Source organism: Planktosalinus sp. (assembly GCF_059864935.1).
In genome coordinates this window covers 1-14,354 of sequence record NZ_JCBCCK010000273.1, presented here as the reverse complement: position 1 = coordinate 14,354, position 14,354 = coordinate 1, and the positions used below count along the sequence as shown (strand labels likewise).

14 protein-coding genes and 1 tRNA gene are annotated in these 14,354 nt (G+C 40.8%); 14 read left to right on the top strand and 1 reads right to left on the bottom strand.

What is annotated here, in order from left to right; translation table 11 throughout:
- The 7 genes from AC6F75_RS09240 to AC6F75_RS09210 form a co-directional block, all read left to right on the top strand.
- On the top strand, positions 1-530 hold a 530-nt coding region (locus AC6F75_RS09240; RefSeq protein ID WP_500714721.1), incomplete at its 5' end, for a glycosyltransferase.
- Positions 527-1,879: a UDP-N-acetylmuramate--L-alanine ligase gene (murC, locus tag AC6F75_RS09235; RefSeq protein ID WP_500714720.1), complete on the top strand. Its 1,353-nt coding sequence runs from the start codon at positions 527-529 to the stop codon at positions 1,877-1,879. The genes AC6F75_RS09240 and murC, both read left to right, overlap by 4 nt.
- Positions 1,869-2,585, top strand: a complete 717-nt coding sequence (locus AC6F75_RS09230) for a POTRA-like domain-containing protein (RefSeq protein WP_500714719.1) — start codon at positions 1,869-1,871, stop codon at positions 2,583-2,585. Before murC ends, AC6F75_RS09230 begins: the two co-directional genes overlap by 11 nt.
- A 3-nt stretch (positions 2,586-2,588) precedes the next feature.
- Positions 2,589-3,908 carry a cell division protein FtsA gene (ftsA, locus tag AC6F75_RS09225; RefSeq protein WP_500714718.1) on the top strand — a complete coding sequence of 440 codons (1,320 nt, stop codon included), beginning with the start codon at positions 2,589-2,591 and terminating at the stop codon, positions 3,906-3,908.
- A 32-nt stretch (positions 3,909-3,940) separates the two neighbouring features.
- Complete coding sequence (gene ftsZ, locus AC6F75_RS09220) at positions 3,941-5,899, top strand: cell division protein FtsZ (protein ID WP_500714717.1); 1,959 nt, start codon at positions 3,941-3,943, stop codon at positions 5,897-5,899.
- Positions 5,900-6,309: 410 nt separating this feature from the next.
- Positions 6,310-6,762: a GatB/YqeY domain-containing protein gene (locus AC6F75_RS09215; RefSeq protein WP_500714716.1), complete on the top strand. Its 453-nt coding sequence runs from the start codon at positions 6,310-6,312 to the stop codon at positions 6,760-6,762.
- A 9-nt stretch (positions 6,763-6,771) separates the two neighbouring features.
- Positions 6,772-6,845, top strand: a tRNA-Arg gene (locus AC6F75_RS09210).
- 43 nt (positions 6,846-6,888) lie between these two features.
- On the opposite strand, the gene AC6F75_RS09205 is transcribed toward AC6F75_RS09210, so the two are convergent.
- Positions 6,889-7,248, bottom strand: coding sequence for a hypothetical protein (locus AC6F75_RS09205; RefSeq protein ID WP_500714715.1), 360 nt, complete (start codon positions 7,246-7,248; stop codon positions 6,889-6,891).
- Between the two features lie 403 nt (positions 7,249-7,651).
- Here AC6F75_RS09205 and AC6F75_RS09200 point away from each other — a divergent pair, with 403 nt between their 5' ends.
- The 7 genes from AC6F75_RS09200 (at position 7,652) to AC6F75_RS09170 (ending at position 14,210) form a co-directional block, all read left to right on the top strand.
- Positions 7,652-9,937, top strand: a complete 2,286-nt coding sequence (locus AC6F75_RS09200) for a hypothetical protein (protein ID WP_500714714.1) — start codon at positions 7,652-7,654, stop codon at positions 9,935-9,937.
- Between the two features lie 46 nt (positions 9,938-9,983).
- The gene (locus AC6F75_RS09195; RefSeq protein ID WP_500714713.1) at positions 9,984-10,946 is read left to right on the top strand and encodes an alpha/beta fold hydrolase; all 963 of its coding nucleotides are present in this window, start codon (positions 9,984-9,986) and stop codon (positions 10,944-10,946) included.
- Positions 10,947-11,229: 283 nt separating this feature from the next.
- The gene (locus AC6F75_RS09190; protein WP_500714712.1) at positions 11,230-11,616 is read left to right on the top strand and encodes a DUF302 domain-containing protein; all 387 of its coding nucleotides are present in this window, start codon (positions 11,230-11,232) and stop codon (positions 11,614-11,616) included.
- A gap of 68 nt (positions 11,617-11,684) precedes the next feature.
- On the top strand, positions 11,685-11,903 hold the full coding sequence (locus tag AC6F75_RS09185) for a hypothetical protein (RefSeq protein WP_500714710.1): 219 nt from the start codon (positions 11,685-11,687) through the stop codon (positions 11,901-11,903).
- 186 nt (positions 11,904-12,089) lie between these two features.
- Positions 12,090-12,296: an SHOCT domain-containing protein gene (locus AC6F75_RS09180; protein ID WP_500714709.1), complete on the top strand. Its 207-nt coding sequence runs from the start codon at positions 12,090-12,092 to the stop codon at positions 12,294-12,296.
- Positions 12,297-12,305: 9 nt separating this feature from the next.
- Positions 12,306-13,637, top strand: coding sequence for an amino acid permease (locus AC6F75_RS09175; RefSeq protein WP_500714708.1), 1,332 nt, complete (start codon positions 12,306-12,308; stop codon positions 13,635-13,637).
- A gap of 186 nt (positions 13,638-13,823) precedes the next feature.
- Positions 13,824-14,210: a DUF302 domain-containing protein gene (locus AC6F75_RS09170; RefSeq protein WP_500714707.1), complete on the top strand. Its 387-nt coding sequence runs from the start codon at positions 13,824-13,826 to the stop codon at positions 14,208-14,210.
- The last annotated feature ends 144 nt before the right edge of the window (positions 14,211-14,354 follow it).

Below are 14,354 nucleotides of genomic sequence, written 5' to 3'. Positions count from 1 at the left end.
GAAGTCTGGGCGCAAGAAGAATCAATCAACTGATTGAAAACTCGCTGCCTTTCTTCAAAGATTGCAATGTGCAGGTCATTTGGCAATGCGGTGCTTTTTATTATGATTTGTATAAAAAATACAATAATGAAAGCCCCTCCTTGGGTGGGGTTGGGGAGGACGTTCAGGTGCACGATTTTATTTACCAAATGGACCTGGCCTATGCCGCAGCAGATATTGTGATTTCAAGAGCAGGGGCATTATCAGTATCAGAGCTTTGTGTGGTGGGCAAACCGGTCATTTTTATACCCTCGCCCAATGTGGCCGAAGACCACCAACGAAAAAATGCCGAAGCAGTAGTCAAGGAAAATGCCGCCATTATGATAGAGGAAAAAGACCTGCTCATACTTTTTGAAAGTGAATTCAGGATATTGATAAACTCAGAAGAACGTCGGGCAGAGTTGGCTCTGAACTTAAAATCACTTGCAAAACCAAACGCCGCAAAAGCCATAGCCGATGAGGTGGAAAAACTTTTGGATAACAAAAAATGATAAACTTAAACCACATACAACACTTTTATTTTATCGGTATCGGCGGTATCGGGATGAGCGCGCTTGCCCGTTATTTCAATGCCAGTGGGAAAGTGGTGAGTGGTTATGACAAAACCCCTTCCGAAATCACTAAAGCATTGCAAAGTGAAGGTATTGCAGTGAGTTTTGAAGACGAAGTTGCTTTGGTGGAATCAAAATATGCAAAGGAAAATACACTAATCGTTTACACCCCGGCCATTCCATTGGACAGCAAGCTGTTAAATTATTTTAGAGAACAAAATTACTCCGTTGTAAAACGTTCAGATTTACTTGGCGAAATTACAAGAAACACCAAATGCCTGGCGGTTGCCGGAACGCATGGCAAAACCACCACTTCGGCCATTTTAGGGCATTTACTGGCTTACGCTGAAGAAGAAGTCACCGCGTTTTTGGGTGGTGTGGCAGAAAATTACAATTCCAATCTCATTTTGAAAGGAAACAAAGTCACCGTAGTCGAAGCCGACGAATTTGACCGTTCGTTCCTGAAACTTCAACCGTTCATCGCCGGTGTCACATCAATGGATGCAGACCACCTCGATATTTACGGCGATGAAGCAACCATCAAAGAAGCCTTTACTGCCTTTGCAGCTCTTGTGCCTGAAAACGGCTTTTTATTGCACAAAAAAGGATTGCCGTTAAAAGGATTGACCGTAGGTATAGAAGAACCTGCCGACTTTGAAGCCCAAAACGTCAGGATAGAAAACGGAGCCTATGTGTTTGATTTAAAAACACCTTCAACAACAATATACAACTTAGTGCTTAACCTTCCGGGTCGTCACAACCTGTTTAATGCTGTTTTAGCTTTGAGCATGGCTGTTTGTCTGGGTACCCCAATCCACAACCTGCCCAAAGCTTTATTAACCTTTAAAGGTGTTAAAAGGCGATTTTCATACAAAATCAAAACCGAAAACCTGGTGCTGATCGACGATTATGCCCACCATCCCGAAGAGATCAATGCGGTGCATCACGCTGTACGCGAAATGTACCCCGACAAGGAAATATTGGTCGTGTTTCAACCGCACCTGTTCAGCAGGACACGTGATTTTGCCGATGGTTTTGCCGAAAGCTTAGCCCAATTTGACAAGGTATTGTTGATGGAAATATATCCGGCGAGGGAAAAACCCATTCCGGGAATCAATTCCACCTGGTTGCTAGAAAAAATCAACCACCTCAATAAAAAACTGGTTTCAAAGGAAAACCTTTCCGAAGAAATACACAAAAGCCGGTCAGCTGTCAATGTGATGCTCGGTGCAGGTGATATAGGTGAAGAAGTAGAACAAGTAGTAAAAAGTTTCAGCCATGCGAATTAATTGGAATGTCATAAAATTCGGGTTTCTTACCATTTTGGTAGGGTTCTTTTTTGCGTTTGGAACCCAAAGAAACTCACAGCGTTTTTTGGTGGGCAAGGAGGTTATTTTCCTTGACGATAACAATCATTTCATCACTCACGAAACGGTTAATAAATTGTTAATACAAAATGATGCAGAGGTTACGAGCATAGCTAAAGATATTTTAGATTTGAAAGAGATGGAATCCCGGTTAAATAATAACCCGATGATTTCAAAAGCTGAAGTATTTGTTACTGTTGATGGGGTTTTGGGGGCAAAAATCAAACAACGCAAGCCAATTGCCAGAGTAGCTGCAACCACAGCATATTATATAGATGAAGACGGTTTGGAAATGCCGCTCTCTGAAGTTTACTCGGCAAGGGTGCCACTTATAACGGGAAAATCTGATATAGATTACGAAACTTTAAGACCGTTGCTCCTTAAAATCAGGGAGGACCAATTTATGAATCAACACGTGGTGGGCATTCACTTGGAACCCAATGACGAACTCACGTTCTTTTTAAGGGTACACGACTTTAAAATAGCATTTGGTAAACCCGAAAACATCGATACCAAGTTTAGGAATTTTAAAGCTTTTTATCAGAAAACAGTAAAAGACAGTACAATTTCAGCTTACAATTTGGTGAATTTGAAATATGAAAATCAGGTTGTAGCCACAAAAAAGTAAATTATGGAAAAAACTAATTATGCAGTGGGGTTAGACATAGGGACAACAAAAATTGTCGCTATGATTGGTTGTTACAATGAGTATGGGAAGATGGAAATTCTGGGTATTGGAAAAGCAAAAAGCCTGGGGGTTCATCGCGGTGTGGTCAACAACATCACTCAAACCATTCAATCCATTCAGCAAGCAGTGCAGGCGGCAGAAGAGAATTCCGGAATGAAAATCACTGAAGCCGTTGCCGGAATTGCCGGACAGCACATCAGAAGCCTGCAGCACAGCGATTACATCACCAGAAAAGACGGTGAAGAGGTTATCAACAATCAGGATATCGACACCCTTTGCAATCAGGTGCACAAACTCGTGATGCTTCCCGGTGAAGAAATCATCCACGTGTTGCCACAGGATTATAAAGTTGATGGTCAAGCCGAAATAGGAGAACCCCGCGGGATGTATGGTGCCCGTTTGGAAGCCAATTTCCACGTAGTGGTAGGACAGGTCACTTCCATCAGAAACATTGGTCGATGCATCAAAAGTGCAGGACTTGAGCTGGCCGGAATAACACTTGAGCCATTGGCATCATCCAATGCCGTTTTAAGCCAGGAAGAAAAAGAAGCCGGTGTGGCTTTGATTGACATAGGTGGTGGTACTACAGATCTAGCCATCTTTAAAGACGGGATCATCAGGCATACGGCTGTGATTCCTTTTGGTGGAAATGTCATTACCGAAGACATCAAAGAAGGCTGTTCCATCATCGAAAAGCAGGCAGAAATGCTGAAAATAAAGTTTGGTTCCGCCTGGCCGGGTGAAAATAAAGACAACGAGATTGTGTCTATACCCGGATTAAGAGGCAGGGAGCCGAAAGAAATTACGCTAAAAAACCTTTCAAAAATTATTCATGCCAGAGTGGTTGAAATCATTGAACAGGTCTATGCCGAAATCAAAGCCTACGGTCATGAAGAGCAAAAGAAAAAGCTCATTGCCGGAATTGTGATTACCGGAGGTGGGGCAGAACTTAAACACCTCAAGCAACTGGTGGAATATACCACAGGGATGGATACCCGCATTGGATATCCCAACGAGCACCTGGCAGGAAACAGCGACCCCGAAACAACCAGCCCCATTTATGCAACAGCAGTGGGACTCGTGTTAAACAGCCTTCAAAAGCACAGTAAACCACTTCAGGAAGTTGAAGAGGTTGTTGATGAAATGGAACCTACAGCGCCTGAACCCGTAGAAGGCGACAAGGAAAAAGTCACCAGAAAGCGTAAAAGCTTTTTTGAAAACTGGGCAGAAAAGTTTAAAGAGTTTTTGGACAATGCCGAGTAAAACAGTATTTAATAATATTCAAATTAAAGATTATGAGTAGCAATAAAGAGTTTGATAAAATAGAGTTTGACCTCCCTAAAAACCAGTCCAACGTCATCAAGGTGATTGGAGTGGGTGGTGGAGGCAGTAATGCAATCAACCACATGTTTAAGCAGGGAATAAAGGGTGTAGATTTTGTGATTTGCAACACAGATTCACAAGCCCTAGAAAATAGCCCTGTACCCATTAAAATACAACTTGGGGTATCACTTACCGAAGGACTTGGCGCTGGTGCTAACCCTGAAGTGGGCAAAGATGCAGCCATTGAGAGTATGGATGAAATAAAGTCCATGCTATCCACAAACACCAAAATGATTTTCATCACTGCCGGAATGGGCGGCGGTACCGGAACCGGGGCAGCACCCATCATTGCAAAAATGGCCAAGGAACTGGATGTGCTTACTGTGGGAATCGTGACCATCCCCTTTCAGTTTGAGGGCAAAATGCGAAATGACCAGGCGCAACTGGGTGTTGAAAACCTGCGTAAAAATGTAGATTCGTTGATTGTTATTAACAACAACAAACTGCGCGAAGTGTATGGTAACCTGGGCTTTAAGGCCGGGTTCTCAAAAGCCGATGAGGTGCTTGCTACTGCATCCCGTGGCATTGCTGAGGTAATTACACACCACTACACCCAAAACATCGATTTACGTGACGCCAGGACCGTTTTGGCCAACAGTGGAACGGCCATCATGGGAAGCGCCACCGCTGTGGGCTCAAACCGCGCTCACGATGCCATTACCAAAGCCCTGGATTCACCGTTATTGAACGACAACAAAATTACCGGAGCCAAAAATGTACTGCTACTTATCGTTTCGGGTTCTGAAGAAATCACCATTGACGAGATTGGTGAAATCAGTGATCACATTCAGAATGAAGCCGGTCACGGAGCCAATATCATTATGGGTGTGGGCGAAGATGAATCCCTGGACCATGCCATTTCAGTTACCGTAATTGCCACGGGATTTAATGTTGAACAACAAAACGAAATCGTCAATACCGAAACCAAAAAAATCATCCACACCCTCGATGATGAGCAAACCGCAGAGCAAATATTGATTTCAAAACCCGGTGCTTCCAGAGTGATTGAAATTGAGGAAGAACCTGAAGTTCAGCAGGAAAAGAAAATCATTAAGCACACCCTGTTTGATGAGGATATAGAGGAAAAGCCAAGCACTCCATTTGAAGGTTACATCAAAACATCTGATTTGATTAAAAACCTTCCGGTGAGTTATGATGAAGTTTTGGCTGAAGACTATGAATCGTTTGACCAGGAAATGGTAAACAAAATAGAAGTCAACGATTTTGTAATCATTGAAGTGGAGTCTGAAATGAACAAAAAAACGGAGGAGGAAACACCAAAAGAAGACCAAAGCCAGATGCTTATTTTTGACCTGCCTTTAAATCATAAAAAAGAGGAGCCTAAAGCCGAAGAAACATCAGCTCCTGAAAAAAACATCAATGATTATCACGTGAAAGATTCCATTGAAATCATCCCGGTTACTGAAGTATCTAAAGGTGGTGTCAAGAAATACAGCCTCGATGATTATCAGGATGTGGAGGATATGTTGATGAATTCAAAACCACAGGCCAAAGCGAGTGAGCCGGTGGATGACGAACTGGTTTTTGAAAAGAAAACCGTTGACCCCAAACCGGAAGTCAAGGATGAAAATACAGAAGCAGACCCAATGAATACACCCATTACAGATTTGCTAAAAAAGAGAACCGAAGAGCGCAAACAAAAGATGAAAGCGTTCAACTATAAGTTCAACAACAGCAATTCAAGATTGGACGAACTTGAAAAACAACCGGCCTACAAACGTATGGGCATCGAGTTGGAAGACGGCAATAAAGACAATTCAAAAATCTCCAGGACTACATTATCTACAGATGAAAATGACGAAATTCAATTGAGAAACAACAATTCGTTTCTTCATGACAACGTAGATTAAACCTATTTAAGAGTAAGTTTAGTGTTAGATTTGCTTCAAAAAGCCTCAAAAACGGATGAATGTTTTTGGGGTTTTTTATTTAAAAAAGTGTTTTCAAAAAACTGACATTATTCATAATACGGTCTCATAGTATTTAAATATTCAGCGTAAATCAGCGAAATCTGCGGGCAAATACATCACTATTTTTCTCCCGCAGATGCCGCAGATATGCGCAGATTTTAATTTTAGAATTTTTCGACTTGAAATGAAAACAAATAATATCAAGTCAATCTATTTTTAAAAAAAGAATCTCGCACAAGATTAAGAATGTAGTTTGTGTTTAGTGATTTTCACTTAAAAATCTCATCAAAGAAATGGCAAAACATTCTTCAAAGTTGTATCTTCGCAGTCCGAATAAAAAAAATGAAACTATGAGTTTGCAGGACAAGGTAATGACAGCAATGAAAGAGGCGATGAAAAGTAAAGATGCCAATGCGTTAACCTCATTGCGTGCCATAAAATCGGCCATTTTGCTTGCACAGACAGAGACCGGCGCAAAAACCGAACTCACTGAAGATGACGAAATCAAACTGCTTCAAAAGCTGGTGAAGCAACGCAAGGACAGTGCAGCCATTTACACTGAGCAGAACAGGGAAGACCTGGCACAACCCGAACTCGATCAGGCGGCTGTGATTGAACAGTTCTTGCCCGAGCAACTGAGCGAACAAGAAATCGCAAAAGTGGTTTCAGACATCATTGCCAAAACCGGTGCCTCGGGCATGCAGGACATGGGCAAAGTGATGGGAATGGCCTCCAAGGAACTCGCCGGTAAGGCAGACGGGAAGACCATTTCGGGGATTGTTAAAGATAAATTGAGTTCATAACTCTTTTTTGGCCTCGTAGCTCAACTGAATAGAGCACTGGATTTCGGCTCCAGCGGTTGGGGGTTTGAATCCCTCCGGGGTCACTACAAGCAGAAAGTCCGCTCTGATAAGAGCGGATTTTTTATTTTACGAAGGCGTGGAAAGCCAGAGCTTTCCAAAGCCGTAGTAAAATAAAAAACCGACGGCCAAAGCCGGCGGACTTTCTATTTGCAAAGGGGAGCGTCTTGGGATCACCGCAGGTAATCCCAATACCCTTTTCAGAAAAGCCACTATGAGTTCAATGAAGTGATGGAAAGCCAAAGCTTTGCAATCATACAGTAAAATAAAAAAACCGACGGCCAAAGCCGGCGGACTTTCTATTTGCATCCCGAAGTGTCGGGAGGGAGCGTCAAGGGAACACCGCAGGTAATCCCAATACCTTTTTCTCCATCGTCTACACCAAGACACCACCGCTATGCGGTCACCTTTTAAAACTACAAACCTCATTTTTTCATCAAGTTTAATACCGGCTTTGTTCGGGCTTTGTTCGGGTTTTCCTTTATATATGGTACTTTTCCCGAAGAAAACCCGAACTAAAACCAAAGGAATCTAAAATCGTGTAAGAGGGTTTTTGGTGTATATATACCTTAGCTTGCTAATTTGCTTCCGAAGCTTCGGCAGCATCGTGTTCTCCAAAGTTTCAAACCCAAACAACATAACTTTAAATTATCCTTTTGCTGTTTTGATGAAAGGTACTACTTTATATGAATAAAGGTGCAAGAGGGATATAAGCGCCATAAAGTGCTGTAGATGTGTATTTTCAAATAAAATGATTACATTCGTACTAATGATGTAATGGAAATGAATGTAGGGTTGTATTTATGCTTTGATGATAACAAATTAAAAAGATATGAAGCAGCGAATCTATTTATCCGTTTTTCTTTTAGTATTTAGTAGTGGACTTGGTTTTAGTCAGTCTGTTGAAAGAATTTTTTATTCCTCATTCAGCCCACAAGACTGGGACATCTATATTTCAAGAGATTCCGGAGAGTACATTTCCAAATTTACAGACCATCCATCATTAGACTATGATGCCGTGATTAGCCCAGACGGTGAGTGGGTGGTTTTTACCTCAGAAAGATCAGGGATACCACAGCTTTATGTGAAAGCTTCAGATGGAACAAAGCCGGCATCCCCATTAATAAAAAGTAATTCTTTTCAGGATCAGGCTGCTTTTTCTCCTGATGGTTCCCAGTTGGCTTTTGTTGCTTCCCACGAAGGAAATTCAGAAATATATCTCATCTCATTTTTACCGGATTCCCTTCAAAATATTTCAGCGGCTGTAAATCTGACCAATCATTCCGGAGGGGATTTCAGGCCTGCATTTTCTCCTGATGGGAAAAAACTAGCTTTTAGCAGTGACAGAGCTCATAAAATTGTTCCACACCCTCAATTCCCTTTTGCGCGTCAACGAACAGGTGATGTGTACTCCATAGACATTGATGGCGGAAACTTGAAAAGGCTCACCGATTCAGAATCCTGGGACGGCAGCCCAACCTGGTCGGCTGATGGCACTAAAATATTATTCTACAGTGGACGAAGTGGCAAGAATTCTATTTATGAAATGAATGCTGATGGATCGGGGCAAAAGCAATTATTTGAGTATTCAGGTCCGGCGGTTTCCCCTAAATTAATTTCGGATACTAAATTGATTTTTACTACTTGGATCAGCGAACAGGATTTTAAAATCATGCAGTTTGATAAAACTACAAATGAGATTAACCCGCTGGTTTCAAACAGTCTTGATTTAATGTTTCACGCAGATATGCATCCTAACGGCTTGATGGTTTTCCACGGAGGGAAATATGCGCCAAGTCAGGGAAAACCCGGCAATTTTGGCTTTGATGGAGATGTAATGGCCAAACTGCCTGATACACTTTCTATTGCAAATCAGGTGGTTAAAACGTATGGTGTGCGCAGGGCTTTTGTGGCACCTCCCCGGGAAGGGAACACGTTGCTTTATTATGATGCTGTTGACAGGCAAGGTATTTTTGATTTCCTGAAGCCAATGGGGTATAGTGTGCTATGGCTTCCCGGGCTTATCGTCGTTCTTTTTTTAGCAGGTATTATTCTGGGTATTCGCAACAGGAAAAAATTATCGTTTTGGAGATACATGCTGTTCAGCATTCTTACAATTGTATTTGGTGTTATTACCGGTATGCTGTTTTTATACATTGATGCGATTAATCCTATGTCTGTACTAACAATCCGTTTGGTGATGGGTGTGCTGACGATTCTATTGCTTGCATTGGGATGGTGGCAGTACAAACTTTATGTTCGACAAAAAGATAACGGAAAGGATATCTACCGTCTTTCCAAATTATACAGTACACTTTTCTACGGTCTGGCCATATTTGCCTTCCTCTGTACTGTTTTTATCAATCATTTTGTGCATACCACCTTACATTTTTATCAAACAGATTATGTTACGGGAGAAAAAATATTATTATTTACTCTTGAAAAGGAAACCAATACAAACCCGGCCAATTTTTCAGTTTTAGACAGTAAGGCAACCCCTGATGGAAAGGCATTTGTTTTTACAACCGGAAGTTTTAGGGGCAGCGCCCAAACACAGGGAGATATCTGGAAATATGATTTTGATACCAAAGAGGTTTCTAAACTATCTGACTCGCCTTATAATGATGGTTTTGCTGATTTTAGTGAAGATGGTAAAATGGTTTTCCGCAGCGGAAGAAACGGAAATTTTGATATCTATCTAAAAACCAAGGATGAAGTCATCAACCTGACTCAAGACACGCACCGCAACAATTTTCCTGCCATATCAAAACAAGGTGATAAAATTGCATTTGCTTCTGACAGGTTGAGAAGTGAGGATGAGTATCGAACAATGGATATATTCATGATAAAATTAAATGCGGACAACAGTTGGTCTGAACCTGAAAAAATTTCGATTGGCGCAGGACAAAATGCACATCCCCATTTTTCTCCAGACGGCAATTGGTTGATTTACACCACTGAGGGCTTTGGCATCAATGATGAGCAGCCGCTCATACAGCCCATAATATTTTCACCCCAGATGTATGGTGAAATTGTGGCTTATAATGTAAATACCAAAGAACGCGTGCGGATTACACACAATAAATGGGAAGATGGGGCACCTCTTTGGGTAAAATAAACAAGTAACTTTTAACAAATGTATTTCACCATAAATTGATAAGCTCATGAAAACCTTAAAAAAAATATTGAAATGGTTCTTTGGGATACTCTTTGTTTTGATTATTGGATTCCTGATTTATGGGACTATAAGTCAATACATCTATGATAGAAACGTAACAAAGGAATTTGAGCCAACCGGCAACTTTGCAGAATTATCTAAAAACAAAATGCATTACAAGTTAATAGGTGAAGGTAATTTCACCTTTGTGCTTGAGACAGGTTTAGGCGAGAATATACATACCTGGCAAAAAATTCAGGATTCACTTGCACAAATGGGTCGTGTATTTATGTATGACAGGTCCGGTCTTGGTTTTAGCGAAGCAAATTCAGAGCCCAGGACCACCCATCAAATAGCATTGGAATTAAACGAATTGCTCACCACCGAAAATATTCCGGGCCCTTATATTTTAGTGGGGCATTCTATTGGAGGTGCTCATATTCGTTATTTTTCACATCTGTTTCCGCAAGATGTTATGGGATTGTTTTTAATTGATGCCAGTCACGAAAAAATGAAAGACGATTTGCCGCCACCTCCTTTTATGGAAAAATTCTTTAATTTTTCAGCAGTAAATTTATCCTGGAGCGGAATTCCTTATTATATGCTTCCCAATCCGCCACATCCTCTTTATAAAACATCAAAAAGCATTCAAGCCTTTGGAAGGGAAATCGTCGCTATAGATACGTCAATTGAACAGTTTAAAACCTCCAATGTGGACAATTCAAATCTTCCTATTTATATCATATCTGCAACTGCTCAAGATGGAGATTTCAAAAACAGGAATCTTGCATTTATGGAGGAGTTAATAAACCATTCCAATAGTGAAATCAAAAAACACTTGATTTATGACAAACCGCATCATATTCATATAACAGACCCGGAACTTGTAATAGCCGGTTTGCGTGAATTCAACGATCAACTATTTGAGGCAACTACTTTTGTGAACCAAAGCTTTTCTATACCGCAGTAAAATAAAAACCCGTCGGTGATAACCGGCGGACTTTCTATTTGCATCCCGATAGCCATCGGGAGGGAGAACTAAGGGATCACTTCAGGTAATCCCTTTTTGGAAGTTTACTTGAGCATTTTTTTGTTTGCAATATCTTCAGACAGAAAGTTAGATGAAGTTATAGCTTGTTTAGCCACAAAGTCTCTAAAGGGCACTAAGGATATTATATTTTTTAGTAATTCTTTGTGACTTGTGTTAAAGTATTATAAGCTTTAAATCATTATCTTGAACTCTTATAAAAAAAATGAAATACTATCACGAGAAAACATTGAAAAATGTAAGTTTTGAAGAAGCGATTGAAAAAGTTACCGAGGCCCTGAAAGTTGAAGGTTTTGGTATCCTTACCGAAATTGATGTACAGGCTACCTTAAAGAAAAAACTGGATGAGGATATCCGGCCCTACAGGATTTTGGGCGCCTGCAATCCGGCATATGCTCATAAAGCGATACTGGTAGAGGATAAAATTGGCGTTATGCTGCCTTGCAACGTCATTGTTCAGCAAAAGCAGGAAGGTATTGAAGTGGCAGCTGTGGACCCCATGGCCTCTATGCAGGCCATTGAGAATAATGAGCTGGTAAAAATAGCCGAAGAGATTCAATCAAAGCTAAAGGCAGTGATTGATACGCTATAATATTCTTCAAAATTTTAAGCATTAAAAAACAGACTTTTTAAACGATTTAAAACCAAAAACAAAACATTATGAAAACTTCAATAAACCAATTTTTAAAGATTCTAATCATATTATTTATCACCTCTATTACCATTTCCTGTACCGATAAGAAGAAAGAAGAAGATCAGCATCATCCAAACATTATGAATGAAGACCATACTGAAATTATGGAAAACGATAACCAATTGCACGAGGATGGTCAGCACAATGGGCAAATGATGGATGATTCTGAGTTGAAAAATAAATAATCCTAAAATTGCCCGGAAAGGGCTTTATGAATAAAAAATCAATAATGGAAGGTCAAGAGATTATGGTCAGTAAGTAATGGAAGCCACGGTCATCACAGATAATCTCCCATCATTAAAAAAATAACCGAAAACTGAACCTTAGATGAGGTTTTCAGAAATGTATCACATTTATTAAATCAAAAGATTATGATGTACGGATGGATTATAGGGGCAATAATTGTCATTGTTTTAATTGTAGCATTAAGCAGAGGCAATCTTTTTCAAGGGAATACCCCAACGGCTACCGGAAGTGATAATACGGCTTCACCGCTGGAAATCCTGAAAAACCGTTATGCCAAAGGCGAAATTGACGAGGCCGAGTTTGAAAAGAAAAAAGCTGAACTGGAAAAATAGAGTTTTACCGTGGGGCAATATAAGAAAAACAGTTTAACCCTTAGAGGCGCTGTAGGTCTGGGTACCGGCGTGATGATAGGTGCAGGCATTTTTGCCTTGTTGGGTCAGGTGGCTGAGTTGTCGGGGACCTTATTTCCTTTTATTTTTCTGGTAGGGGCTATTATTTCCGGTTTTAGTGCTTATTCCTATATTAAAATGTCCAATGCTTTTCCGTCAGCCGGTGGCATCGCGATGTATCTTAAAAAGGCGTATGGTGAAGGCACGGTTACCGCAGGTGCCGCTTTGCTTATGGCATTTTCTATGGTCATCAATGAAAGTTTAGTGGCCCGCACCTTTGGCACATACACACTTCAGCTGTTTGATGTGGGCGACAACAGTTTTCTGGTTCCGGTACTGGGTGTGCTGTTAATCGTTGCGGCCTTTGTTGTGAATATTTCGGGCAATAAAATTATTGGTAAATCTTCGCTTATCATGGCAATTATCAAAATTGGAGGTATAGCCATTTTTGCCATCGGTGGGTTATGGGCTGCCGGATTTTCATTTGATCAGGTCATGCCACAGGTGGAAACCGATGATTATTCGATTGTGAGTTACCTGGGCGCACTTGCTCTTTCCATATTAGCATACAAAGGGTTTACCACCATTACCAATAGCGGAGGCGAAATCACCAATCCCTATGAAAATGTAGGCCGTGCCATTATCATATCCCTGCTGATTTGCCTGGTTGTTTATCTACTGGTAGCCTTTGCGGTTTCGGCCAACTTATATATTCCTGAAATTGTAAAAGCTAAAGATTATTCACTGGCAGAGGCAGCACGTCCGGCATTTGGCAAGTATGGGCTGTGGTTTACGGTAGGTATCGCCATTGTGGCCACGGTTTCGGGTATTATTGCCAGCATTTTTGCGGTGTCTAGGATGACAGCCATGCTCACTGATATGAAGCTTATTCCACACAGCCATTTTAGAATGCCCGGCAATATTCAAAAGCATATGTTGGTTTATGTTGCGGTCATCGCTATTGTGCTTACCATCTTTTTTGATCTTAGCAGGATTGCATCAATGGGTGCCATTTTTTATCTTGTGATGGATATTGTTGTTCACTGGGGTGTTTTAAAGAAGCTGCGAAAAGAAATAAAAGCAAATGCAGGCATTGTAATCACTGCCATCATTCTGGACGCCTTGGTATTGGGCGCATTTCTTTGGATAAAGTCTAAGAGCGACCCTTTCGTTGTAATCATTTCCCTACTATTTATGGTTGCCATTTTTACAGCGGAACATTGGTTTTTAAAAACAAGAAACCATCAAACAACTAAAGGCAAACACTCCTCAAACAATGCTTGACCTAGTTGATTTTTTTAGCTAACAGACACTTCATAAAGCATCCTGTGTTGCAGAACCATTTCCTAATGGGTCTCATGTAAAGTGAGTAAGCACTTTTTTAAAGAAGTCTTTAAACCCTTGTGTAACTAGTGTTACATCTTGATGAGTTTTAAATGATTATATTAGTGTGTTATAAAAAATAGAACAATGAAATACTATCACGAGAAAACATTGAAAAATGTAAGTTTTGAAGAAGCGATTGAAAAAGTAACTGAGGCGTTAAAAGTGGAGGGGTTTGGTATCCTTACCGAAATTGATGTGCAGGCTACCTTAAAGAAAAAACTGGATGAGGATATCCGGCCCTACAGGATTTTGGGCGCCTGCAATCCGGCATATGCTCATAAGGCGATACTGGTAGAGGATAAAATTGGCGTTATGTTGCCTTGCAACGTCATCGTTCAACAAAAGCAAGAAGGTATTGAGGTAGCAGCCGTAGACCCCATGGCTTCTATGCAGGCCATAGAGAATAAAGACCTGGTAGAAATAGCCGAAGAAATTCAGTTGAAGCTAAAGAGCGTGATTGCATCACTTTAATTCTGCTGCGAAGCCCATAACTTAGTTCAAACACACAAAACATAAAGCCTCCTTAGTTCTCGAAAGAGGATTTTTCCCCTTAGTGATACTTCGTGCCTTTGTACCCCTGCCTACCGAAGCTTTTCATCCTCCGAAGCTTTTTTT

Coding starts and splice junctions, on each gene's coding strand:
- ftsZ (WP_500714717.1), top strand. CDS start 3,941: ATGAGTAGCAATAAAGAGTTTGATAAAATAGAGTTTGACCTCCCTAAA.
- AC6F75_RS09185 (WP_500714710.1), top strand. CDS start 11,685: ATGAAAACTTCAATAAACCAATTTTTAAAGATTCTAATCATATTATTT.
- murC (WP_500714720.1), top strand. CDS start 527: ATGATAAACTTAAACCACATACAACACTTTTATTTTATCGGTATCGGC.
- ftsA (WP_500714718.1), top strand. CDS start 2,589: ATGGAAAAAACTAATTATGCAGTGGGGTTAGACATAGGGACAACAAAA.
- AC6F75_RS09205 (WP_500714715.1), bottom strand. CDS start 7,248: ATGAGGTTTGTAGTTTTAAAAGGTGACCGCATAGCGGTGGTGTCTTGG.
- AC6F75_RS09215 (WP_500714716.1), top strand. CDS start 6,310: ATGAGTTTGCAGGACAAGGTAATGACAGCAATGAAAGAGGCGATGAAA.
- AC6F75_RS09180 (WP_500714709.1), top strand. CDS start 12,090: ATGATGTACGGATGGATTATAGGGGCAATAATTGTCATTGTTTTAATT.
- AC6F75_RS09230 (WP_500714719.1), top strand. CDS start 1,869: ATGCGAATTAATTGGAATGTCATAAAATTCGGGTTTCTTACCATTTTG.
- AC6F75_RS09200 (WP_500714714.1), top strand. CDS start 7,652: ATGAAGCAGCGAATCTATTTATCCGTTTTTCTTTTAGTATTTAGTAGT.
- AC6F75_RS09190 (WP_500714712.1), top strand. CDS start 11,230: ATGAAATACTATCACGAGAAAACATTGAAAAATGTAAGTTTTGAAGAA.
- AC6F75_RS09195 (WP_500714713.1), top strand. CDS start 9,984: ATGAAAACCTTAAAAAAAATATTGAAATGGTTCTTTGGGATACTCTTT.
- AC6F75_RS09170 (WP_500714707.1), top strand. CDS start 13,824: ATGAAATACTATCACGAGAAAACATTGAAAAATGTAAGTTTTGAAGAA.